General features: G+C 66.1%; 18 protein-coding genes. 15 read left to right on the top strand and 3 right to left on the bottom strand.

All coding sequences use genetic code 11. The features are described from left to right. Nucleotides 1–89: 89 nt before the first annotated feature. The 14 genes from AAFU51_10875 (at nucleotide 90) to AAFU51_10810 (ending at nucleotide 19,612) form a co-directional block, all read left to right on the top strand. Complete coding sequence (locus tag AAFU51_10875) at nucleotides 90–1,148, top strand: tyrosine-type recombinase/integrase (GenBank protein ID MEO1571763.1); 1,059 nt, start codon at nucleotides 90–92, stop codon at nucleotides 1,146–1,148. Nucleotides 1,149–2,000: 852 nt separating this feature from the next. After that, on the top strand, nucleotides 2,001–3,650 hold the full coding sequence (locus tag AAFU51_10870; GenBank protein ID MEO1571762.1) for a PepSY-associated TM helix domain-containing protein: 1,650 nt from the start codon (nucleotides 2,001–2,003) through the stop codon (nucleotides 3,648–3,650). Between the two features lie 294 nt (nucleotides 3,651–3,944). After that, entirely contained in the window at nucleotides 3,945–5,423 is a 1,479-nt protein-coding gene (locus AAFU51_10865) for a T9SS type A sorting domain-containing protein (protein MEO1571761.1), read from the top strand. Nucleotides 5,424–5,482: 59 nt separating this feature from the next. Then, nucleotides 5,483–7,243: an FG-GAP-like repeat-containing protein gene (locus AAFU51_10860; GenBank protein MEO1571760.1), complete on the top strand. Its 1,761-nt coding sequence runs from the start codon at nucleotides 5,483–5,485 to the stop codon at nucleotides 7,241–7,243. Nucleotides 7,244–7,265: 22 nt separating this feature from the next. Continuing rightward, nucleotides 7,266–9,635 (top strand): TonB-dependent receptor, encoded by a 2,370-nt coding sequence (locus AAFU51_10855; protein MEO1571759.1) that lies wholly within the window; start codon nucleotides 7,266–7,268, stop codon nucleotides 9,633–9,635. 27 nt (nucleotides 9,636–9,662) lie between these two features. Continuing rightward, nucleotides 9,663–10,553, top strand: a complete 891-nt coding sequence (locus tag AAFU51_10850; protein MEO1571758.1) for a class I SAM-dependent methyltransferase — start codon at nucleotides 9,663–9,665, stop codon at nucleotides 10,551–10,553. A gap of 66 nt (nucleotides 10,554–10,619) precedes the next feature. Continuing rightward, nucleotides 10,620–10,946, top strand: a complete 327-nt coding sequence (locus AAFU51_10845; GenBank protein ID MEO1571757.1) for a hypothetical protein — start codon at nucleotides 10,620–10,622, stop codon at nucleotides 10,944–10,946. 13 nt (nucleotides 10,947–10,959) lie between these two features. Then, nucleotides 10,960–11,325 (top strand): DUF6686 family protein, encoded by a 366-nt coding sequence (locus tag AAFU51_10840; GenBank protein MEO1571756.1) that lies wholly within the window; start codon nucleotides 10,960–10,962, stop codon nucleotides 11,323–11,325. A gap of 159 nt (nucleotides 11,326–11,484) precedes the next feature. Continuing rightward, nucleotides 11,485–11,835, top strand: coding sequence for a carboxypeptidase-like regulatory domain-containing protein (locus AAFU51_10835; protein ID MEO1571755.1), 351 nt, complete (start codon nucleotides 11,485–11,487; stop codon nucleotides 11,833–11,835). A gap of 97 nt (nucleotides 11,836–11,932) precedes the next feature. Continuing rightward, entirely contained in the window at nucleotides 11,933–14,509 is a 2,577-nt protein-coding gene (locus tag AAFU51_10830; GenBank protein ID MEO1571754.1) for a TonB-dependent receptor, read from the top strand. A 261-nt stretch (nucleotides 14,510–14,770) separates the two neighbouring features. After that, nucleotides 14,771–16,390, top strand: coding sequence for a PepSY-associated TM helix domain-containing protein (locus tag AAFU51_10825; protein ID MEO1571753.1), 1,620 nt, complete (start codon nucleotides 14,771–14,773; stop codon nucleotides 16,388–16,390). Between the two features lie 17 nt (nucleotides 16,391–16,407). After that, on the top strand, nucleotides 16,408–17,691 hold the full coding sequence (locus AAFU51_10820; protein ID MEO1571752.1) for a M20/M25/M40 family metallo-hydrolase: 1,284 nt from the start codon (nucleotides 16,408–16,410) through the stop codon (nucleotides 17,689–17,691). A gap of 29 nt (nucleotides 17,692–17,720) precedes the next feature. After that, on the top strand, nucleotides 17,721–19,082 hold the full coding sequence (locus AAFU51_10815) for an MFS transporter (GenBank protein ID MEO1571751.1): 1,362 nt from the start codon (nucleotides 17,721–17,723) through the stop codon (nucleotides 19,080–19,082). Between the two features lie 152 nt (nucleotides 19,083–19,234). After that, nucleotides 19,235–19,612, top strand: coding sequence for a hypothetical protein (locus AAFU51_10810; protein ID MEO1571750.1), 378 nt, complete (start codon nucleotides 19,235–19,237; stop codon nucleotides 19,610–19,612). A gap of 36 nt (nucleotides 19,613–19,648) precedes the next feature. Here the strand turns inward: AAFU51_10810 and hemA are convergent, their stop codons facing one another. Together hemA and AAFU51_10800 are read right to left on the bottom strand one after the other, a co-directional pair. Further along, nucleotides 19,649–21,142 carry a glutamyl-tRNA reductase gene (gene hemA / locus AAFU51_10805; protein MEO1571749.1) on the bottom strand — a complete coding sequence of 498 codons (1,494 nt, stop codon included), beginning with the start codon at nucleotides 21,140–21,142 and terminating at the stop codon, nucleotides 19,649–19,651. A gap of 1,126 nt (nucleotides 21,143–22,268) precedes the next feature. Then, nucleotides 22,269–22,406 carry a hypothetical protein gene (locus tag AAFU51_10800; GenBank protein MEO1571748.1) on the bottom strand — a complete coding sequence of 46 codons (138 nt, stop codon included), beginning with the start codon at nucleotides 22,404–22,406 and terminating at the stop codon, nucleotides 22,269–22,271. A 1,860-nt stretch (nucleotides 22,407–24,266) separates the two neighbouring features. On the opposite strand from AAFU51_10800, the gene AAFU51_10795 reads away from it, so the two are divergent. Then, nucleotides 24,267–24,596 carry a hypothetical protein gene (locus AAFU51_10795; GenBank protein ID MEO1571747.1) on the top strand — a complete coding sequence of 110 codons (330 nt, stop codon included), beginning with the start codon at nucleotides 24,267–24,269 and terminating at the stop codon, nucleotides 24,594–24,596. Here the strand turns inward: AAFU51_10795 and AAFU51_10790 are convergent. Then, a partial coding sequence (locus AAFU51_10790) for a transposase (GenBank protein ID MEO1571746.1) occupies nucleotides 24,593–24,781 on the bottom strand: 189 nt, incomplete at its 5' end. The two genes, AAFU51_10795 and AAFU51_10790, sit on opposite strands and share 4 nt — an antisense overlap.

The following is a 24,781-nucleotide window of genomic DNA, read 5'->3' as shown; positions in this document are numbered from 1 at the left end:
GCGCAGTTCCGGTGTTTGTGGGCAACATATGGGCAACCGTTGCCCATGAATGTTGCCGTTGCGCTAGATACCGTGCATCGAACAAGACGATGGCACGCCTACGCCAAGTAAAGGGCCACTACTATGCCCGCTTTTACGACAAGACAAAGACACCAACCCGAAAGACGGTCCCCTTGGGAACGAGCAATGAGGAGGCCGCGCAGGCGGCACTCAAGCGACTAGAGGTCCACTACGCAGAAGGTCGCTTCGACCCCTGGGCACCTCCCCAGCAAGCCCCGGTACGCCTTTCGGAGGCTATTGAGGCCTTCTTCGCAGCCAAGGCCCACCGAGCCCCGAACACCCTGCGCTTATACCGAACCGTACTCGAGGGGCTACACGCATACGCCGGTAACCAGCCCGTGAGCGAAGTGAAGCGGGACCACATCCTCGGCTTTCTCAACTCACGCGAACTCAACGAGACGGGGCGGCATGCCTACTTCACTCGTCTCAAAGCGTTCTTCCGCTGGTGCGCCCGAGAAGGGTATGTCGAGGAGGTAGTCACGGACCGCGTAGACGTCCCAAAGGGACCCAAAGTGTTTCCTCACTGGCTAAGCCGCGATGACTTTGCTAAGCTGGTCCACACAATGCGCCAAGCATCAGACCAGTCACATGGGCACGAGGTCATTTGGCTTATACCCCTCGTCACGGTTGCGGTCTACACAGGCCTACGGGTTGGTGAGCTCGTCGCCTTACGGTGGCGAGACATTAACCTTGAAACTCGCACGCTGTTAGTGCGGCACAGGGCTGAGTCGAGGACGAAGAGCCGGAGAGACCGGGCTGTACCGCTTGCACGTCAGGCAATGGAGGTACTCGCGTCGCTGAAACGAGAGGACCAGAACGCACTGGTCTTCAGGGGTGCAAGAGGAGGCTCAATAAACAAGGGGTACGCGAGCAAGTGCTTTCTTCGGTATCGCCGCCGCGCAGGTTTGCCTAATGAGATCCACTTCCACAGCCTGAGGCATACGACGGCGTCGTGGCTAGTGCAAGGAGGGGTCTCGCTATTGCGCGTGAAGGAGATCTTAGGCCATGTCTCAATCCAGACGACGATGCGCTACGCCCACCTCGCACCTTCGAACATGCTCGAAGAGGTAGAACAGGCGATGAGGTAGCCTCGCGCCAGTGTCGCTCGGGGGCTCCAGGTGCTGTTGGGCGCAATCATCCCGGTACGGTGATTTCCGCGTGCACTCCTGTAGTAGTTTAGACTGATTCTAAAGAGTGGGGCCTACGGCCTCGCTTGGCGTGAATGGGCAGCAGTATGACTGCAATCCAACTCACAAGGCACGCCTCATTCCTCTGCCCAACGATGACGTCTCTTTCTCTACTGCTCGCAGCAGTCGCATATACGGTTTTCTATGTAGCTACGCCTGGTCGGCAATCGCGGCGGCTCGTTCCAAAGGCTCCCCTGCGTCTAATCGGTAGCGCGCTGACCGTGATCGCACTCGGGCTCTCGGTCGTGGGTACGGGCACCGCAGCCGGTCCAACGCTCGTCGTCACCGTGATGATGACGGTGGCCTCGGTGCTAGCGATGCTCGGTCCGTTCCTCCTGCCGCGTGCGGAGCGACATGCAGGAAGTCCTCCCAGCCTGTCCAACTCCCCGGCGTCCCGTAGCGCTCGTCCTGCAACGCTGCCGCCCTCTTCGTAATACGACTGCCTGAAGACCTATGAAGCACAAGTGGACCCGAGGTGAGGTCTGGGGCAAAGCAACCGCCGCGTTGCTAGGCGGCTTCATCGCGTTCGTTCTATTCGGTCTCGCTCTCGGGGCGGGTTTGCCTGACGTAGGCGTTCCAGTAGGCGTCGCCGTGGCGATCAGTGTCGCCTTGTCGGTACCCGTCTGGGTCCTACTCATCGGATGGGTCGTGCTGGCACCAAGCGGCCGGGGTGCCTGGTTGCGGGTCGGAGGAACCGCACTGCTGCTGGCTGCAGTGACGGCGCTCGCTACGTTCCTATAGCCCTCAAGCGTGATGAAGCCTGTCCCATCGGCTCCTCCAGTAGCAGAGAAGCCCCCGTCCACGGCGTCAGCTCGAAAGGATGGCTCGAAGCGGCTGGTCGGCCCGCGTGCCTTCAAGCTTCTCTGGGACGCCCATTCGATCTCAGGCATCGTGATCGGGCTGGGGCTCTTCGTGATCTTCTACGCGGGGGCGTTCTCGCTCTACCGCGCGGAACTCTACGCGTGGGCCGACCCTGCGATGCGGTCGGGGGCGACCATGCTGACAGTCGACGAGGCAGCAGCCCCACTGTTCGAGGAAGCACCCCCCGGCCCTGGTGCCGATGTCATCGTGAGCTACCCCATCCGAGATCGGACGGTGTACTGGTTCCGCTACCAGACCGCGGAGCAGGACACGGTGGAAGCCTACGTCAACGCCTCCACCGGCGAGACGCTGCCTACGCAGGGCCGTAGCGCGCTCTCCGACATGCTCTACGAACTCCATTTCTTCGGGCAGGGAGGCATCTGGGGCGAGGTGGTCTCAGGCTTCGTCTCGGTGTTCATGCTCTTTGCCATCGCGAGCGGGCTGCTGATCCACCTCCGCAAGCTGCCGAAGGACTGGCACACGTTCCGGCCTCGGGCGAAGCTCCGCGACGCTCTAGCCGACGCGCATACCGTCCTCGGCCTGGTCGGACTTCCGTTCGCGGCGATGTATGCCATCTCCGGGGCGTTCCTCGCGCTCTTGGTGATCCTCCTCGGTCCCTCCGTGCTGCTCGTCTTCGAGGGCGACCCTGAGAAGATTGACGCGACGCTAGCGGGGTTTGAGGTACCGCCGCACGATCCGACGGGGGAGCCTGCGGTCATGCTCCCGTTTGCCGCCTACGAGGACGCCCTGCCATCGTCGTGGGACGGCGTCGCCACCATCGCTACGGTCGTCGTTCACGAGTGGGGCGACGCGGCGGCTATCGCGACCGTCTACGCCGAGTCGCCGGGGACACTCACAGGCTCGCCCCGCGCGGTGCTGAGTGCCGCCACAGGCGAGGTACTCGTTGCCAATGACCCGCCCACGGCAACGGCGCTCGGAGGCACGACCGCGACCCTCACCAACCTCCACTTTGCCTCGTTCGGCGGGGGTTTGGTCAAGGTGCTCTACTTCGTGCTCGCCCTCGCGACCTCCGCCGTCATCCTGACAGGCAACGTGCTGTGGGTGCTCGTCCGCCGCCCAAAGGACCCGCGTGCGACGCCCTGGCTGCATCGCTTCCTCACGCGGCTGACCGTCGGCGTGGGCTGCGGGCTCGTCGTGGCGGTGCCGATGCTGTTCCTGACGACGCAGGTGCTTCCCATCGACGCGCCTGACCTGCGGATGTGGGAGCACGTTGCGCTTTTCGGGACCTGGATCTTGCTGACCTTCGCGGCCTTCGCAGGACCTACGGCTACGGCGGCGGCGCGCTGGCAACTGGCGCTCGCGGGGGTGCTCAGCCTCTTGGTCCCGCTCGCCAGCGGCGCGCTCGGCGAATCCTGGCCGTGGACTTCCCTAGCGCAGGGCTGGACCGGATTGCTCATCGTGGACGCTGGATTCGCCCTCATGGGCGTCGTCCTGGTGTGGATGGCTGTGAAGATGCACTCCGACGAGGACCGCCTCCAGCGTGAGGGCCAAACACGCAAGGCCGTTGCAAATATCGCGTGAACGAGGCGGGCTGAGGGAGCCCGGCGTGCTGCTCGGCGCGCCCAGGTGCTACTGATCTCACGCGCGCATGGGAGAAGGAGGTGAGCGGGGCTGAGAACGAGGTCAGACTCGTAGTTTAGACTCGATCTAAATAAGCGACCCTCCCTGCTCCTGCTTCGGAATCGCCCAAGGGCGATCACACCGGCTAAGACGCCGCGCCGCGCACCGTCCGGGCTCGCTCCTTTGACGCTGTGCCAGGCACCTACGACAAGGGAAGGCTGGCTAACCATCCTCATCGGACTCCGCTCTACCTCCGTGTCTGCTCGTTCTCTCGGCCTCTGGGCTACCCTCGGGCTAGCCCTCCTGGCCCGTCCGGTCTCCGGGCAACCGTTCCTCCTCGAAGACCCCTTCCAGGTTGCCACGGCCTCCCAAGCGCAGTACGTCGACCTCGACCTCACGGGCAACCTCGGGCTCGTGATCGGTAGCGAAGGCGATGTCTTCAGCGCGACCGACAACGGGCTGCTCACCTTCTATCTCTATCAGACAGGGGAGACCGGCCCGGCGACCTACTCCGAACCGATTCCAGCGCTCGACGGCTTCTACACCGCACTCGCCGGGTTCGCGATGGCCGACATGACGGGCAATCTGGTCGTCGATGGCATCGTCGCGGGCGTTCGATCCGGGCAAGCAGCGCCCGCTGCCTCGATTGCCGTCACCATCAACAACGGCTTCCCGTTTGTGCCGCTCATGCCTGGTGAAGTGCTGGCCGACGGCCTGCTTGATGTTCGGGTTGTGCGGCTCGCAGACCTGAACCGGGATGGCAACCTGGATGCCGTTGCCTTCTATACCGATGGCACGAACGTCGGCCGCGCGGTCTACTTCCCAGGCGATGGAGCGGGGAGCTTCGGGAATGCTCAGGCCATCGCGGCGGCCGACCGGGTGCGCGACGTGCGCGGAGCCGCCATCGCGGACGCGAACGGCGACGGCGCGCCGGACGTAGCGACCGCCTCAACGTCCGCCAACGAGGTGCTCGTATTCGTCAACAACGGCAGCGGCGGGTTCGGTGCGCCCGTGGTTGTGGACGCAGCGCTCACGGAGGCGCAGGACGTGGCGCTCGGCGACCTCAACGGGGACGGACGAACAGACGTGGTGGCGGTGGCGCGTGGAGGTGCCCAGGTGGCCTACTACCCCGGCGACGGCAGCGGCGGCTTCGGCGCAGCGGTTGTGCTCGATGGCGGCGCGACCGATGCCGTCGCTGTGGACGTGGGCGACATCGACCAAGACGGCGATGTGGACGTGGTGACGGCGCAGGCGCGCGGCTTCGTGGTCTACCCGAACGCTGGTGACGGGACGCTTTTCGGCAACCAACTCATCGCCGCTGGCACGACGCCGCGCGATGTGTTGCTCGGCGACGCTGAGCAGGACGGCGACCTCGACCTCACCGTGGTGGACCGAGGCGGCGCGAGCGGCTTCTACCGAAAGACGGCCACGACTTTCCCAACGGCGTCGGAAGACGCGACGCCCGAAGCAGCGACAGCGCTCGCCGTCTATCCGAACCCGGCCCGCGACTACGCCACCATCGAGCTCGGACAGGCGGTGGGCGAATCGGTCCGGGTGACCGTCCACGACCTCCTCGGGCGCACCGTGGCCGTGCTCCACGACGGCGTGGCCCCGTCGGCTCCGCTCCAGCTCGACACACGCGGCCTCGCTCCTGGCTGTTACCTCGTGCGCGTCGCCTCGACAGCTTCCTCGCAGGGCGTGACCACCCGCCCGCTCGTCGTCGCAGGCCGCTGACCCTCCGGCGCTCTCCGTTCCTGCACTCACTCCACCCGCTCGCCCCCGGCGCTCTCTCGATGCATCGCACCCTCTTTCCCCTACTCCTGCTAGCCTTGGCGGTCCCCGCGCTCGCGCAGCCCTTCGAGCAGGAGGAAACCTTCGACCTCGGCCCTGCCGTCAAGGCGCAGTTCGTCGAACTCGACGGCCTTCCCACGCTCGACCTCGCCATTGCGACCGAGGGCAACGTCTTCAGCGCGACCGACAACGGCTTCCTCTCGTTCTTCCTCTACCAGACCGGCGAGACGGGCGCAGCGACCTACTCTGACGCCATCCCCGCGCTGGTGGGCACGTACACGGCCCTGTCGAGCTTCGCCTTCGCCGACGTCAACGGCGACTTCCTACCGGACGGCGTGGTGGTGGGGGCGCTGGCCGGGCAGGCTGGCTTCCCGACCGGCTCGGTGACGACCTACATAAACCAGAGCTTCCCCGTCGTCCCGCTCGCCGCGACGCAGACCCTCGCCGACGGCCTCTTCGATGTGCGCGTGGTGGACATCGCCGACCTCAACGGCGACACGAACCTGGATGTGGTCGCCTTCTTCTCCGACGGCACCAACACCGGCCAGGCGGTCTACTACCCCGGCGACGGGATGGGGGCCTTCGGAGCGGCGGTCAACCTGGCCCCAGCCAACACCGTCCGCGACGTGCGCGGAGCCGCCATCGCCGACGTGAACGGCGACACGGCGCTCGACGTCGCCGTGGCTTCGACGGGCGGCCAGGTGCTGGTCTTCCTCAACGACGGCAGCGGCACGTTCTCAACAGTGACCGTCGACGCGAGCTTGACCTCAGCGCAGGACGTGGCCTTCGGCAATGTCACGGGCGACGCCAACGTCGACGTGGTGGCCGTGGGGCAGACGGACGGCATCGTGGCAGCGTATGCGGGCGACGGGACGGGCGGCTTCGGTAGCCGCGTGACGATCACCAGCAGCGAGGTCGGCGTGAGCAACCTCGCCGTGGGCGACATCGACCAGGACGGCGACGATGACATTGCGACGGCCGCCGCCTTCACGGGCGCACGCTTCGCCTTCTACGAGAACCAGAGCACGACCACGACGGCTAACGCACGCGCCACGTTCGGGCCGGGTACGCTCGTCGCGGCAGGCCTCACGCCGCGCGATGTGCTCCTCGGGGATGCCGACCAGGACGGCGACCTCGACCTCATCACCGTGGACCGCGACGCCTCCACGACAGCAGTAGGCACCACGGGCTTCTTCCGCAAGACGGCCACGCCGCTGCCGGTCGAACTCGTTGGTTTCGAGGCGCAGCTCGACGGTGCAGACGCGGTCCTGACCTGGGCGACGGCGTCCGAGACGAACAACGCGGGCTTCGCGGTCGAGCACCGCACGCCCGAGGGCGAGGCGTTCGGCGAGGTCGACTTCGTCGCAGGCAACGGCTCGACGACGGAGCAGCAGACCTACGCCTACCGTGTGGACGCGCTCGTGCCCGGCACGCACAGGTTCCGGCTCCGCCAGGTCGACTTCGATGGCGCGTTCGAGTACAGCCCCGAGGTCGAGGTGACGGTCGCGTTCGACGGAACGCTGGCGTTGGCCGTCTACCCGAATCCCGCCACGAGCCAGGCTGCTATCCGCATGAGTGCGGCTTCCGATGTGCGCGTGGTGGTCTACGATGTGCTCGGCCGCGAGGTCGCTGTTCTCCTCGACGGCCCGGCGACCGCCGCGCCGCTGCACCTCGACGCGCAGGAATTGCCGACGGGCCTCTACGTCGTCCGCGCGACGACGGCCCAGGGTGCGGTCACCCGCTCGCTCACAGTAACTCGCTAGGGCGATGCGCTTCCGGTTAGCCTTGCCTCGGCTCCCCCACCTCGCCCGCGTTTACGCTGTGGCAGGTCTGGCGGCTGTGTGGGCGAGCGACGCCCTCGCACAGACGGGAGGACGGGTCGAGGGCCGCATCATCGAGGCAGACTCGGGGCTGTCCGTGCCGGGTGCCAACGTGGTCATCGACGGGGCTGCAACCGGCGCAGCCACGGACGCTGACGGGCGCTTCGCTCTCGAAGGTATCGCGCCGGGAACGATCGTGCTCGTCGCCACGGCGGTCGGCTTCGAGACGCTGCGCATGACGGTGAGCGTGGAGCCCGAGGGCACGACGCGCACGACGCTGCGGCTGGTCGCCGATGTGGAGGCGCTCGCGGGCGTCGTCGTGACAGGGGAGAAGGAGCGCCGCTCGCTCCTAGACACGTACACGAGCGTGGGCGTCCTGCCCGCCGCCGACCTGGAGGCGTTCGGTGTCAACGATGTGCGCGAGGCGGTCGAACTGCTCGGCAACGTGACGCTCGTGGAGGCCGACAACCGCAAGAGCATCTCGCTGCGTGGTCTCAACTCGGACGGCCTCACGCAGCCGATCAACACCGCGCGCACCGTGTCGTTCGTGGTGGACGGCGTCACGCAGACGGGCGTCGCCACGACGCGGGGCTTGCGCGGGCTGTGGGACGTGGCGCGGGTGGAGGTGCTGCGCGGGCCGCAGTCGACGGTCTACGGGCGCAACTCGGTTGCCGGGGCCGTGGTGGTCGAGACGCGTGCGCCGAGCTACGACTGGACGGGCCGGGCACAGGCGCTTCTGCAGGGACCGTCCGGCCGAGAGTTCGCCCTCGCGGGGGGCGGCCCCATCGTGCCGGGGCAGGTCGCGTTCCGGGTGAGCGCGCAGGTGGCGACGGACGAGTTCGGCATCGGGTACCCTGAGCCGCCGCCCGGCGTGCCGTTCCGCAACGACGCCCTCGACGACAGCGACTACCGCAGCCTCCGCGCCAAGCTGCTCATCGAGCCGAAGGCGCTCGACGGCCTCACCGTGACGCTGAGCGCTGGGCAGCGCTTCGACCAGCCTGGTAGCGCGCAGGTCACCGGCCCCGACTTCTTCGAGCGCTTCGCCGACCTCCCGCCCGGCCTAGAGCTCCGCGAGACGACGCTCGGCAGCTACGGCGCACGAGCCGTCTACGAGGCCGCGCCGTCCTGGCGCATAGAGGCGCTGAGCGCCCGCGCCACCGGCGACACGGACATCTTCACGCCGCCCGGCTCCAACTTTGTCCGCGACGAACTGCGCGCGCAGGACAGCTTCACGCAGGAGCTTCGCGTCGCCTACCAACCCGACCAAGCCGCCGGGGGCCTGGGTCGGCTTTCGGGAACGCTGGGCCTCTTCTACGGCTGGTTCGGTGACGACCGTGACTCGGAGGTGCTGCTCGGCGAGTCGGTCTTCCAGGATATCGAGAGCGACGGGTTCACGGAGGAGCGCGCGGCGTTCGCCGATGCGCGGCTGCGGCTGGGGCGTGGCTGGACGCTCCTCGCCGGGGCACGGATCCTCGGGGCGCGCGTCGAGGATACCATCGTTACCTTCCCCAAAGACGCCACGCGCGGCGACACGACCGCCGTCGCTACCGACTTCACGGCGCTGCTGCCCGAGGGTGGTCTCGCGTTCGCCGTCACCCCGACGCAGCGGCTCGCCTTCACCGTCGCGCGCGGCTTCCGGGCGGGCTATGCCGATACCGAGCCACGCTCCGGCGATGTCTACGAGGTCGACCCCGAGGCGCTTTGGAACGCCGACCTCGCCTACCGATCGCAGTGGTTCGGCGGGCGGCTCGCGCTCAACGCCACCGTCTTCCACTACCGCTACTACGACCAGCTGATTGCCGTCGAGGACACGACGCTCGGCGGCGCGCCGCTCACGATCACGCGCAACGCCGGGCAGTCGTCGGCGTGGGGCGTCGAGGTGGAGCCGCGCCTCGTGCTTGGCCGCGACGTGACCGTCTACGGGTCGGCGGGCTGGCTCCGCACCCGCCTCGACGACTTCGTCACGGCGGAGGGCGACTTCAGCGGCAACGACTTCCCTGGTGCGCCCTCGTTCACGGCGGCGCTCGGCGCGTCCTACGTCCCCTCCACGGGCGTGTCGGCGGCCGTGACGGTGGCGCACACGGGGACCTATTTCAGCAGCCCCGGCGGCGGCCTTGAAGGGCTGCGTAACGAGCCGCTATCGGAGGTAGAGGCGCGCACGCTCGTCAACGCCCGCCTCGGCTACGTCGTCCAGTCCACCACGCGCGGGACGCTCGCTGTCACGGCCTTCGCCGACAACCTGTTCGATGTGGACTACCTCACAAGCCGCGCCGAGGCCTTCGCCTCCGTCGGCCGCCCCCGCCTTCTCGGCCTCGAACTCCGCCTCACGTATTGATCGTGCCGATTCAACGAGGACACACTGATGATACTGCCACCTACGGTTTCGACACGAGCCGCGTCGCCGCGCGCGACGCCCGGCCTGGTCTCGGTCGCCGACCTCGGCGGCGTCCCAGAGACCCTCCTCATGACGCTCTACAACCGCGCCGTGGAGTCGGGCCGCGACAACCCCATCCTGATCGATCGGAAGGCCGAGAAGATGGTCGCGCAGATCGACTACGACTTCGCACGGTTCGGCGAGGGACGCATCACGCATTCCATCCGAGCCTGCGTCATGGACGAGTGGCTGCAGAGCTTCCTGGGCCGTTACCCGAAGGCTACCGTCGTCAACCTCGGCGTGGGGCTCGGCACGCAGTCGGCACGGCTGGACAACGGCGAGGCGACGTGGGTGGACCTCGACGTGCCCGAGGTGATCGCGTTGCGGCGCCACTTCTTCAAGGAGAGCCCGCGCCACCGGATGATCGCCGCGTCCGCCTTCGACACGGCGTGGATGGACGACCTCGACACCGAAGCCCCGACGTTTTTCGTCGCGGCGGGCCTGCTCATGTTCTTCGAGCCTGAGAAGGTGCGCGGCCTCCTCTGCATGCTTGCAGACCGGTTCAGCACGGCCGAGATCGCCTTCGACGTGATTCCCGAGCGCCTCTCCGAGCGCGCCCTGCTGGGCGAAGCGGAGTTCGGAGGCTTCACGATGCCGCCGATGCCGTGGCACCTCGACTTCGACCGTGTCTACGAGGTCGAGGACTGGCACCCGCGCCTGGAGGTGGTCGTGCGGCGTGACTACACGCAGGGCTTTCGGATGCGGTGGCGGCTCCTCGGGCTGCTCAGCCTCATCGAGCCGCTCCGCGATCTCTACATGGGCACCCTCGTGCACCTGCGCCTGCACGACAGGCCAGCCGGGCCATCTAGTTCGCCTTGAGCCGCTGATGGTCGAGGTCTCCTGAGCTCTCTTTGCCTCCTTTTTTTCCTCTCACGCTCTTATCGCATGGCCAAGTCTAAAACACTCTACCACACTTCACAGGGCCACGTCCTCCGCTGCGGCTGCTGCGACCACCTCGAGGTGGTGTTTCGACAGACGCACGTCCGCCTCCGCCCCGAAGACCTCGGCGCGCTGTACCGCGAGGCGACCTCGGTCTCGACTGAGCGCTGGGAAGTCGGCAGCCTGGGGGTGGTACGGGTGACGCCGAAAGGCTCGCCTGTGGAAGTGCGCCTGCTGCTGGAGTGCGAGGCACTCCGCGAATGGCAGGATCTCCTCGCCGGGACCGCTGCCATGCTCGAACTCGATGACCTCCTCGCCGACACGCTCTCCTGATCCGCCTGCTGTCATGAACTGCTCTGGTGTCTTCAAACCCCTCTTCCAGACCGAAAACGGCGTCGTGTTTCGATGCGCGTCGTGCCCCCACTACCACGTGGCCTTTGGGCCGGTGGTGCTCGCCAACGACCCGCAGGGCCTGCGTGTGCTGCGGCGGATCCTTGACGGGCTACAGCCCCAGCGAGACCCGCGCTTTCACCTCGGCGACCGGTGCTACCACCTCCACACGCCTAGCGGCGAGGTGGGCCTCGTGTTCTCGCACGACGAGATCGTGGAACTGCGCGAACTGGTGCAGGGGGCCGTCGCGATGCTCGACCTCGATACGCTGATCGCGGACACCCTCGGCACGGATGCCGCGAGTTCGTCTCCGCAGAGCTAATCCTACCAATGCGGTCCTATGCGTCTGTCTCTCCACCGAATGCGAAGCCGATGCCCTCGCTGGGCCGTGGTTGCCGTGGCCGTGTGCGGCCTGACGCTGGGCGCAGCCGAGAGCAGGGCCCAACAGGCGTCGACACAAAAGACCACGGCAGCCTCGCCGTTGCAGACGGATACGACCACCGTAGCCACAACCGCCGTGGCGCCGAGCGCGAGGGCTCCGCTCCATCGCACCGTGTCGGGGCAGGTGGTGGACGCCGAGTCCGGCTGGCCGCTTGCCCGCGCAGCCGTGCGTGCGGAGGGAGCCGCCCGCGTGGTCCGCGTCGATGCGTCGGGGCGCTTCCGTCTGCGTGTGCCGAACGCACAGGCGACGGTCGTCACGGTCGTGTCCCCCGGCTATGCGCCGCTGCGTGTGCCCCTGCGTGCCGAGCAGTCTGGCGCGGTGTTCCATCTCGTGCGGGTCTCGGCCTCGCGGACGACCTGGCCCGTCTCCTTCCTGCCACCCGACCGGTGAGGCCTGCGCTCGATTCCCTCCGAGGGAGCCCACCACCGGGCCCCTCACCCTATGAGGCTTCGGCCTCGTCTTCTCTCACTCCACCCTGCTCTTCCCCATGTCTCGCTTCCTTCTTCTCCTACTCAGCGTGCTGCTCGTCGGTGTGCTGTTCACTCCAGACAGCATGGCCCAGACGGGTCGCATCATCGGCCAGGTCGTCGATGCCGAAGGGACGCCACTGCCTGGCGCAAACGTCCGCATCGACAATTCGACGCTCGGGGCCGCTTCGGACCTCGACGGCAACTTCGCGGTGCGGGGCGTTCCCGCAGGCGCGCGGACGCTGCTCGTGACCCTCGTCGGCTACCAGCGCGCCGAGCGCGAGGTGGACGTTCCTGCCGGGGGCGAAGTCGAAGTCACCGTCACCCTCTCCGACGACGTGCTCGGGCTCAGCGGCGTGTCGGTGACGGCTTCGCGTCGCGCCGAGGACTTGTCCGAGACGCCCCGCGCGGTCGCGGTTGTGCAGGAGGAAGTCATCGACCTCTACACAGAGCAGACCTCCGACCTCTCGGCCACGCTGGGCAAGTTCGTGCCCAACTTCACGCCGCCCTCGGTCGGCAACGATGTGTTCCTTGCCACACTCCGCGGGCGCGCGCCACTCTTCCTCGTTGACGGTATCCCACTCCAAACCAATGAGGGCTTGCGCGGGGCCGTGTTGGGCAACATCGACCCGGCCGTGCTGGACCGCGTCGAAGTGCTCTACGGGGCCTCGACGATCTACGGCGGCGGGGCTCCCGGCGGCGTGATCCAGTTCTTCACCAAGGAGGCGAGCGAGCAGCCGCTCGCGGTGGACCTCAACCTCTTCTCGCGCAACTACCTCGTGGACGGGGCCGTGCTCGACGGCGATGCCATCGACCTGCGCTCGGCGCTGACCGTCTCGGGCACCGTGCTCGACAACAAGCTCACCTACGTGGTCAGCGGGTCCGCGGAGCGGACCAACGGCCAGTTCCGGCCCGACGGCGAGCGGATCGCGCCCAACCGCACGTCGGCCTACGACGACTTCGCCTTCTTCGCCAAAGTGGGCTACAACATCACCCCGTCGCAGCGGGTGCAGGTCTCGCTCAACCGGACCTATGCCGAGCCCAACGACCTCTTCTTCGAGCCCATTGTGCGGGAAGAAGACGTGACGGCCGACCCCGAGGGCTCCGCCGCCATCGGCCAGGAGGTCGAGACGGCCTTCAGCTACGACAACCCAATCAGCCAGGAATACACGGCGCTCAACGCGACCTACGAGAACACGGCGCTCGGCGGCGGCGCGCTCACCGTGCAGGCCTACCTCTTCGACCTCAACTTCCAGCAGAGCGGCTCCGATATCCGCCCGTTCCTCCAGCGCAACGGGGGGACCTTCCCGGACTCGTGGCCCGGCCTCTTCCAGACGAGCACGGCCGCGACGCAGTACGGTGCCCGCGCCGAGTATGTCCGGCCCATCGGCGAGCAGGTCGTGGTGACCGGCGGCGGCGACATTCTCTACGCCGAGGACTCGACGCCGGTCACGATCTCCAGCGATGAGCCGTTCGACCGCGAGAACCGCTTCGATGCGTCGCTCGGCATCCAGGACCAGGGGGCTCCGTCGGAGCTCACCAGCGGCGGCCTCTTCGTCCAGGCCGACTACGATCCCATCGAGGCGCTCCGCCTGACCGCGGGCGCGCGCTACGACATGATCGCGTTCGATATCCTCCCGTTCACGCCCACGTTCACGCGCGTGGAGCCCGGCGTGCAGCGCCCCGGTGGCTCGGGCTACAACGCGGGCCTGTCGCTCAATCTCGGCGCGGCCTACGAAGTCGTCCCGCAGACGACGCTCTATGCCAACTTCGCGCAGGGCTTCTCGCTGCCTAGCCTCGCCTTCCTTGTCGTGAACGTCGACCCGGGTATCCCGATCCAGGGCGACGAGATCGTCTCGCCGCAGATCGTGAACAGCGTCGACTTCGGCGTGCGTGGCCAGGTTGGGGACAACTTCGCGTATGGCGTCGCGGGCTTCTTCGCCTTCTCTGAGGACGCCTCGCAGATCCGCTTCAATTCGTCAACGGGCCAGGGCGAGCGCATCCAGGCCCCGCAACGCAACTACGGCTTCGAAGTGAGCGTCGACGCGGTCCCGGCGGCAGGGCTCCGCGTCGGAGCTGACGTTTCGGTCACCGAGACGGACCTCAAACCGCAGCCGCCGCAGGAGCTCATCGACGCGGGCCTCCTTGACGAGGACGACGGCACCTTCCGGCCGGCCTCGACGGTGGAGACGATTCCGCTCACGACAACGCTCCGTGCGACGTACGCCCTGCCGATGGTGGACGGCCTCTCGTTTAATGCGGAGGTCTATACCCTCAACAACCGGACGCGCGCCTTCACCTTCCTCCTCGACGAAGACAAGAACGGCGTGCCTGACACAACGATGGCAGGCGACCCCGCCCGCGCTGATGCCTACGTGCTGCGCGGCTACACGACCGTCGACGCGGGCGTCACCTATGTCTTCCCGGATGACCTCTTCGGGGACGTGGGTGCCCGGCTGAGCGTGCAGTTCCTCAACCTGCTCAACGAGACCTACATCCCGGCGATCTCGCAGCGGCAGGTGGGGCCGATCTTCGCCAGCCGCCGTCGCAACGGCTTCGGGCGCAACGTCACGGTCACGCTCAACTTCACGTTGTAGCCCCCGCTCTGCGCGCTGCGCAGCGCCGACAAGGCTTGCATTCTGGGGTCCGCAAGCCCTACCGCCCTGCAACCCACCTAGTGGGCTTGTAGGGCGGCGGCGTTAAACGCCTCAGTATCCTACCAACAAAACGGTCAATTCGTCCGCAATCCCGTTTCGACTGAAACGACTCGTGAGCGTGTGGATACACTCGCCTCTCTTCACCTCGTCCCGATGGCAACACCTGCTCCACAACCTCCACCGAGCCCACGGCATCGCGCCGTGCCCGTCTCGCCGATACGGCGGCGTGGCCTGAGCACGCGTGCTCAGCGGCTCATGTGGGACGCCCACTCGGCGACGGGCGTGACGCTGGGCCTCGTGCTCTTCGTCATCTTCTTCAGCGGGGCGTTCGCACTCTACCGCACCCAGCTCGACGCCTACGCCAACGTGGCCCTGCGTGGCCCTGTCGCGCTTACGACCGACGAGGTTGTCGGCCCGTTGTTCGACGAGACTCCGCCAGCGCTGGGCTCCGAGGCGACGGTGTTCTATCCCTTTGGAGAGCGCCGGTCCGTGTTCGTGCGCTACACCCCCGAGGGCGAGGACGTAGCTGTCGTTCAGCAGGTGAGTGTCACGACGGGCGAGGCGTTTGCGTTCGCCGAGGAGAGCCGTCTGAGCCTCATCCTCTACCAGCTGCACTTCCTCCTCCAACTCCGCTACGTGCTCCCTGGGCACTCACTGATCGGCATCGCCATCGCGGGCCTCTTCGCGGTGTTCATGCTCTTCGGGACGGTGAGCGGCTTGCTGATCCACCTCAAGAAGCTCCCGAGGGAGTGGCACACCTTCCGCGCGCGTGGCGGGCTACGAACGGCCCTCTCGGACGCGCACACGGTTCTCGGGCTGGTCGGACTACCGTTCGCGGTGATGTACTCCGTCACGGGCGGCATCATCGCCATCATGATCCTCTTCAACGCGCCGATCACCGACCATTTCTTCGACGGCGACCGCGATGCCTACGACACCGCGACCTATGGCGTGGGCGTCCCCGAAGCCGACTCGACCGGCCAGATAGCTGCGATGCTGCTCCCGGACGCACTCACAGCGGCTCTTCCGGAAGGGTGGAGAGGCGTCGATCCGATCCGTGTCGTCTACCGACAGTGGGGCGATGCCGGAGCCACAGCGACGATTCGCGGGCACATCGAGGAAACGCTCACCACCTCGGGGCGCACCACGCTGAGTGCTGCGACGGGGGACCTGATCGCCCACAATCCGCCGACCTCGCCGACGGCCCTCGGGGCGACGTATGCGGTCACGGAGCAACTCCACTACGGTGATGTGGGCGGCTGGCTGCTCGATGCGCTCTTCTTCGTGCTCGCACTCGCTACCAGCGCCGTGATCCTGACGGGCAACGTGCTGTGGATCGTCGTACGGCGTCCCAAGAACCCGAACGCGACGCCGCGTCTGCACCGGCTTCTGGCCAGACTGACGGTGGGGTTCGGATGCGGACTCGTAGCAGCAGTGCCTGTGTTGTTCGTCGTTGCGCTGCTGATGCCCGACGGCGTCGACAACCTCCACGTCTGGGAGGAGTCGCTCTTTTTCGCCGCGTGGGGGCTGCTCATCGGCGCTGCGTTCTTTGGCCGCTCAGCCGCATGGACTGCCCGGTGGCAGCTCGCACTCGCAGGCGTGCTTTGCCTCGCCGTCCCGGTCGCCAACGGATTGGCCACGGGGGCCTGGCCGTGGGTGAGCGTCGCGATGGCGTGGTGGAGCACGCTGTGGATCGACGTGGGCTTCGTACTCGGAGCGCTACTCCTCTTCGCGGTTACGGCTCGTCTGCGCACCACGCCGGGGCCCACACAGGTCGCGTTGAATCCCAAGACGCCTGCTGAACCTGCTCTCTCGCTCTAACCTCGATGGTACCCGCCATGATCTCTACACCACATTCGTCCCTGTTCCTGAGCGCGTGCGTTGCGTTGCTGCTCGCCAGCGGTTGCGCGACGACCACCCCGCCGCAAATCGCCCCGTCTGATCCCGTCGAGGCGCTGCGCTTCGACGTGGCCTACCTCGCCTCGGACCTCCTCGAAGGGCGGCAGCCGGGCACGCCTGGCGAGGCGCTGGCCGCCGACTACATCGCCCGCCGCTTCGCCGAAGTCGGACTCACACCCGGAGGCGACGACGGCGGCTGGACGCAGCCCTTCACGTTCCAGGTGAGCACCAACCCGCACGGCGGAGGCGAAACGGTCTCCATGAACGCGCGCAACGTGATCGGCGTGCTGGATCGCGGAGCCGCCGAGACGATTGTGGTGGGGGCGCACTACGATGCGCTTGGCTACGGCGGCATGGGGTCACGCGCGCCGGGCGAGGAGGCGATCCACAACGGGGCGGACGACAACGCCTCGGGCACGGCGGCGCTCTTCGCCATCGCCGAGCGGCTTGTTGCCTCGAACGCCCAGGCGCGCAACGTCGTCTTCGTGGCGTTCTCTGGCGAGGAGATGGGCCTCCACGGCTCAAAGTACTTCGTCAGCACCCTCGAAGGCATGGAGGGCACGACCGTCGCCTACATGCTCAACCTCGACATGGTGGGGCGGCTTGCCGACACGAAGGACAGCGAGGCGGAGAACGGCGTGCTCGCTGTCAACGGCGTTGGCACCTCGCCTGCGTGGGGCGCTGCGCTCGACGCGGTGGCCGAGGCGACGGGCCTCACGCTCGCCCGCACCGAGTCCGGGCTGGGACCGTCCGACCACGCCTCGTTCTACCTCGCAGACATCCCTGTGCTGCACTTCTTCACGGGCCAGCACACCGACTACCACACGCCCGTCGACGACAGCCACCTCATCGACTACGAGGGCCTCGCCACCGTCGCAGACTTCGCCGTGCGCGTGATCGAAGACCTCGACGACGATGCCGCGATCGCGTTCACTAAGACGCAAGACCAGTCGCAGCGCTCGATGTCGTTCCGCGTCGGCCTCGGCGTGATGCCAGACTACGTCTTCACCGGTGAGGGCATGCGCATCGACGCGGTACTCAGCGACCGGGCCGCCGAGCGTGCCGGGCTGCAGGATGGCGACGTGGTGGTGCGTCTCGGCGACACGGACATCACCGACATCCAGACCTACATGGAAGCTCTCTCCAGCTTCGATGTCGGCGATGCGGCCCCCATCATCGTGGAGCGCGATGGTGAGCGTGTCGAAGCGACCGTGCAGTTCTAAACGGATCAGCCCAAGCTCGTCGCCTTCCTATGCAGACCGTTCCCCTTGAGGCACCGCCGAGGCGCCTGCTGGGCGTCCTGTTCCTGGGCACCTTTCTCGGCGCGTTAGACATCGCGGTCGTCGGTCCAGCGCTGCCTGCGCTCGCGGAGGCGTTCAGTCTTGACGCGCGGGCGGTCGCGTGGACGTTCACTGCGTTCGTGCTCGCCAACCTCGCCGGGCTGCCCATTATGGCGGCGCTCGCGGACCGCATCGGGCGCAGGACAGTCTACCTCACGGACATCGCCATCTTCGCGGCGGGGACTACCGTGGTGGTATTTGCGCCCTCGTTCGAAGTCCTGCTCGCCGGTCGCGTGATTCAGGGGCTAGGCACGAGCGGCATCTTCCCTGTCGCGAGCGCCGTCATCGGCGACGTGTACCCGCCGGAGTCGCGCGGGCGAGCGGTGGGGCTCTTGGGATCGGTATTCGGGGCAGCCTTCCTCGTCGGCCCGGCGATGGGGGGCATCGTGCTTGCCTTCGCGAGTTGGCGGTGGCTCTTCGCGATCAGCTTGCCGCTGGCTGCGCTCGTGTTCGTGCTCAGCGCGCGTTCCTTGCCCCGAAGCGAGTCCGTCACGCCGCGCCCGTTCGACGCGCTCGGCACAGTCACGCTGACCAGCTTTCTGGCAGTCCTCGTCGTAGGGCTCTCCGGGCTCGACACCTCGGAGCCGTGGCTCGGCGTGCAAGGCGGCCGGGTCGGAGGGGCGTTTGCCGTCGCTGCCGTCCTGTTAGGGCTGTTCGTCTGGGCGGAGCGACGCGCACCGGCTCCGCTGATCCGGCCAGGACTGATCGCCCGACGGCCGGTGCAGATCGCCTGCGCTCTCGCGGTCGGTGCCGGGCTCGTCGAGGCGACGTTCGTGCTGCTCTCGGACTACACCGTGACCACGTTCGGCGTCGAGCCATCCCGCGGGTCGTACTTGCTCCTTCCGCTCGTGGCTGGCGTGACGGTCGGCGCGCCTGTCGCGGGGCGTCTTCTTGACCGCGTTGGTGCACGGCCTGTGGTGACCGTAGCGGCGCTGCTTATCGCGGTGGGCATGGGCGTCGTCACCATCGCGCCGAGCCTCGGGGTCCATATCGCGGGCACGGTAGTGCTCGGGCTCGGGCTCTCCGGCATCCTCGGGTCCTCGCTCAGCTACATCCTCCTCTCGGAGTCGAGCGCGGACGAGCGCGCCGTCGCGCAGGGGCTCTCGACCATCTTCATCAGCGTGGGCCAACTCGCTGGGGCGGCCCTGCTCGCTGCCCTGGCGGCATCCGCAACTACTGCGAGCGTGGGGTACCGCATGGGCTTCGGCGTAGTCGCTGGCACGGGCCTCCTGCTAGCACTACTTGGTCTCGGGCTCCGCCGCAAGCCGTCGTAGTCCGCTGTCCTCATGCAGCGCGGCGACGTGCGACGAAGAACTCAATAACATCCCCGTTGCCTACGTCGTCGAGAGCCGGTGCTGTGTACCACCGCCTCGCGGATGATTCCCGCATTCAAACAGCATCCAACGTCTCTTTTGTCAGACTCAGCATGTCCATCTATCGTACTACGTTTCTCGTCGCTGGCCTGCTCATCGCAACCGGCCTTGTCGCCTATGTCGCTTCCTGGACTGGCAGCATGACGGCTCTCATCCCCACGTTCCTCGGGCTCATCATCGGGGGCCTCGCAGCCCTAGCGCAAGCACGTCCAGGCGCAGCCAAGCATGCCATGCACGGCGTCGCTGTGGTAGCGCTCCTGGGTGCGCTCGGCAGTCTGGGACGTGTGGTTCCTGCTATCATAGGCGGCGAAATCGGGCTGCCTATTGCTTTCGCTGCGCAGTCGATCACCGCAGTGCTTTGTATTGCGCTCATCGTCGCTGCGGTGGGCCACTTCCGCGCCAATCGGCGTAGCCGTGCCTCGACCTCCTAGCCGAGGTCGCCTCCTGGTTGAGCGGAGTTAGCGCCTCTAGGCGTCGTTGCCCGTTGGGGTCTGCCCAATGCCCAAGGCTGCGATGTCGAAGCATGCCCGACACGCAGCACACCGCGCTGGCATGCATGGCTGATCTGGATCAACTGGCATGCGCTCGCTCGTTGATGGCATCACGTCCGGGGTCACGGCCCCAGCGTGAACATGCGCGGTTTCGGATTCTGCTTCGAGACCAGCGCCGAACGGGCACCCCGCAGCCTCACGAGGCGGCTCTGGACGTGCCGAAGGCTCATCAGTAGGAGCGAAGATCGCCGAGAGGGCCTTAATGCCCTGTTCGAAGTCGAGCGAGTTCGGGTCGGTCGTTTTGAGCCGCACGATAGGCACCGCGAGGAGTTTCTGCAGAATGGATTCGGTCAGGCGCTCCACGTCGGCCCGGGCCATGGCAGGGATCTGGTCAGCGTAGCGATCGAGTTCCTGCCGCCGGATGGTCTCGAACGTGCTCCGGATCGCCTGGATCGTTGGCTGGAGTGCTTGCTGGTGGAAGAACCAGATCACGAACTCAGCCAGGTGCGTATCCACGATGATCTGCGCTTCTGGGAGCGCAGACCGCCGAGCCGCCGAAACCTCCGCCACATCCGCGTTCAACTCGTCGAGGTCGAGGACGGTATAGCCCTGCAGATCTCTCACCGTGGCCTCTACGTTGCGTGGCACCGCGATGTCAATCACGAGTGCCGAGCGCGTGGGGCAGCGCGGAGGTAGTGCCTCAGCACACACTATCGGCTCACGCGCTCCGCTAGCGACGAGCACGACGTCCGCACGCGCGATGGCTGTATGCCTGGCGTGCCAGGCGCACACTTGGCCTCCATACTGGCGGGCAAGCGCCTCCGCGTGCTGGCGGGACCGGTTGGTGATTGTGAGGCTGGCAAGGCGGTGCGAGGTCAAGGCATTGAGGGCGGCAAGCGCCATCTGGCCAGCCCCCACGAGCACGACATGCTGTCCATCTAGCTGCTGATCAGGGGCATGGCTCCGTGCCACCATCACCGCACGACTGGATACGGAGGCGGCTCCGTGCCCGAAGCTGGTTTCGGTGCGTACCTCCTTCGCGGACCGGAACGCTGTGTGCAGCAGCCGGTGGAGCACGGCGTCCACGGTGTCATGTTCGACAGCCACCCGGTACGCCTCTTTGACTTGGTGCAGGATCTGCGCGTCCCCGAGCACGAGCGAGCGCAGCCCCGACGCAACGCTGAGCACATGACGAACGGCGTCCTCGTCGTCGTGTATGAAAGCTAGGTGCGCAGGCCATGCAGCACTGGCCACCGATGTGAGTAGGCGTTCTGCGAGAGCGACGTCCTGCTCCGTGCCATTGACGATCACCTCTGTGCGGTTGCAGGTGCTGAGGACCACGCACGCGGCGTTGGTCGCCATGGTCCACGCCCCATAGAAGCGATGCAGCGTGGCGGGTGGCAGCGCGAACGCTTCACGGTCGGCAACGGGCGCGCGCTGATAGTCGAGGCCAAGGACGAAGAGCTTCATTCAGGACGGCAGGGGTGCTGATTTCGGTGGCACGACGACAGCGTGACCAAAGCGAACGAATGCGAGCATACCTGGGCCTGGAGTCGGCCTACTGAGGGGAGACTACTGTCAAGGCTGCGAGGGATTCCCTTACATCTACCTATCCTCGTACAGGTGAGTTGGACCAACGGGGGGCAGGAATGCGCTGGGTAGCGTAGGTGACTGCATCCGCAAGGGGGCCAAAGGAGCAGGTTATCCCCTAAATCAGGTCCGTCTCCATGGCTACCTGTAAACGCAGCGAGAACGAAAGGACCTTCAGCACTGGAGCCATTAGCTACTGGCGCGAAAAGGACGGCATTCGTGACCGTGACTGCTGATCCGGCCTGTACGCCCGCCGTGCAGGTCGAGTAGCACGACCGTGCAACGTATCCACATTAGAACCTCGGATGGCCTTCCTCCGACGTTGCAAGCGGTGCCTGAACTGATTCAGTAGCTAGCGAACAGATGCCCTACTAAGACCAAGGCGGGGGGCGATTCCCCAGGTGATTGCTCTACGCGCGAGGCGAGGGAATCTGTTGTGGTATCCGAAGAGCCACGTTCAAGGTCAGCAGGGGGGAAGCGGCTGCTTCGAGGTACGTGGGTCGCTCAGAGAGCACCGTACCTCAACCCAGCCGCCGTCCCAACTCCAGGACATTGAGCACCACACCCTGCGCTCCGTGCGCCATTGCACGGCAACGCCCGACTCCCGCAGCGGGGGCCGGGCGTCGCCATTTCAGCCGGTCAGGACCGGCACGACGAGGCTGCTCCAACAACCTCGCCGTTCACTCTAGCAACGGGATGAGGTCCCGTCGCCATGTACACCATCAATTTACCCCACGCCTATGCCGTTCGTGCCGAGCTACAGCACGCAGCGCCCTTTGCCAGTGAGCGAGAACTGCTTCGTGAGCAGGGGAGGAACTACCAACTCCCGGAGTCCGATGCCTATGCTCAGCGCATCACCGAGGCCGCCGAGCGCTGGCTCTGCCACGCCCAAGTGCACTCTCGTATGCGCGACGACACGCTCGTTCGCAAGGCCCTTGGCGCGGTAGCGTTCACCCTACGGTGGCGAGCCCATGACCTTGCGATTCCGTCAAAGCTGTCGGGTACTTTAGGACACCAGCGAGCCCTTTGGCGTCTTGTTCGACAGCGCTTGGGTTCCGGGACGCCACTCACGGTCGAGGAGGAGGACGGTCTCCTCGTCGTGAGCCACGACAGCGAGCGGCTGGGCAAGATCCAGCGAAAGCATGTCGGTTGGTCACGACCGTTATTGCACGATACAAAAGGAGCACACCTTTACCTGACTCGCATCACTGGATCAGAGCTCGGCTACACCCTAGGATGTAACGTTGCCCTGACGGGGGTAGGTGGCGCGCTAGAGCGGTCCAGCCGTTCGCTTCGGCCAGACGACGGCGATGTGGACTGCTGCCCGCACGCGCACTCCTGTGCCCTCGTGGAGGGCATAGGCAGTGAGCCTCTCCGGCCCGTCGCTCACAGCGGAGACGGGGCCACCGAGAGGCCACTGATCACGGTGTCAGGCGGCAGCGATGACATTCAGCTCTGGCGCGACTCCGGTGGCACTGCCCATGCTAGCGTCAAGCACATCGTCGTGTATTCGCCCACCGGGATAGAGTGGTCATATGTCGGCGGGGGGCCAGGCGACCTCGCTGTCTCGATCCTCACTCATATCGCAGGGGAGAAGGTCGCCGCACAGCACGCCCATGCATTCGCTCACGACATCGTAGCGCGCATCCCGCACGAGGGCGGGGTCGTCCGTGCCGCCGCCGTGAGGGCGTGGCTGCTCGCTCGAACGACTGACCTGAGTGCCTGAGTCACCTCCAGGCCGACTACTTCAACATCCAGATTACATCCGACTGCGAGGCCGGCGTTCCGAAGGGGGCGTCGGCCTCGCGTCGTTGATACCAACTACGATCATGACAACTCAACTCAGCCTATTCTCTTCTTGCACATCCCATTCCACTCACTCCGTTTCGGACCGCTATGCGGTACCCGTGTTTCGGCTTCGCCTCGTCAAAGAGCGCAGTCACTTGACAGAGACGATCACCACACCGGCCGGGGCGGCTCGACTCTGTGCCGAGTTGCTTGACGGATCCGACCGCGAGCGATTCCTGGCCGTGGCGCTGAGTACATCTGGCCGTGTCATCGGCGTTCACGAGGCACACGTGGGAACGCTCGACAGTTGCACAGCCTCGCCGAGGGAAGTGTTCAAGTTCGCGCTGTTAGCCAATGCACGGAACGTGATCCTCTGTCATAATCACCCCTCAGGATCGCTCGAACCCTCGCGCGCTGATGTCCAGATAACGAAGCAGATGGTCGAGGCAGGTAGAGCTCTCGAAGTTGGCGTGAGCGATCATCTCATAATCGGCTTTGACGGTTGCTACACGAGCATGGCACAACGCGGATTGCTGTGAGACCTTATCGCTCAGGTGATCAATACGACGAACCTGGGTCTCCCTTTCGCAGCACTTGGTAGGGTCGTGAGTAAAGTCGGTGGCGCTCCGCTGGTGCACACCCCTCTGCTGGGTGCAATTCCATGGACATCCATGTAGCGCGTGATCTGGCTTATGTGTTCGTACATGTTGACCTTGCGCATACGTATCGGTGCTGGATTGGGGCGCAAGTACCTCCTCTAGGGGAGGCTGTATTTCGCTTCCGGATTGCAGATACTCAGGTAGCGCACCATGTACATGGTAGGGGGACCGCAGGTGGCCGCCTGCGATCCCCCATATGGCCTGCTAGGTGCGACTCGAGACCGTCCATTCACCAAGCCAAGCCAATGAGCCAAGATAAGTGCCCAATCTCCCTACCTGGGGAGGTAGGGAGAAGCGTACCACCACGCCGTCGTGTGCCGCGCCGACAGAAACGCCGCCGAGTGGTCGACCGAAGACCGGAGCGCCTCCCAGACTCGCCGGAGCACCGTGTCATTAAGCCAGCCTCGTCGGCATGCCCGCATCCCATCCTGGTCGGGCACGCCGACGATCCAAACACCGGCGAGATCACCGAGCGCCGTAGAGCCTGCGGAAAGAAGTCGTGTCCAGTATGCCGCGAGCGACTCTACCGTCAGAAGGTTGCACACTTCCGGGACCTATTGCGCCAAAAGCAGGACCACCTACTCTTCCTCACTCTCACAGTCGATACGATCCTCGCTGAAGACGACCGGATGATCCTGAGCCTCCGTCGTCAGTTCAGCCGCTGCTTCATCCCGCGCGTGCGCCGACGAGGTGTTGAAGTGCCACTGTGCTACATCGCCCAGGTCGACCGAAGCCCAGGTCGCCGCTACCACATCCATGCGCTCATCGCGACAGACGTCCCTCCCGACGTCGTCGCTGGGTGCTGGATGGACTCTGGTGGCGGCATCGACAGCGAAGTCGTTCGCGTTGGCAGCACGGTCAATGACCTAGGCCGCGTTGACATTTAGGCGAGTAGCAACAGCGTCGATACCACGTGCACGAACGCCAGGTAGTTGCGGCCCGTCTGCTCGTAGCGCGTCCCCACGCGCCGGTACCGCTTCAGCCGACCGATCAGCCGCTCTACCTGGTTGCGCTCCCGATAGCGTTCGCGGTCAAAGGCCGGCTTCAGTGAACGCGCCGCACTCGGCTTGAT

The organism is Bacteroidota bacterium (assembly GCA_039821555.1).
Taxonomy (GTDB): Bacteria; Bacteroidota; Rhodothermia; order Rhodothermales; family Rubricoccaceae; genus JBCBEX01.
This window is presented reverse-complemented; position numbering and strand designations above follow the sequence as displayed.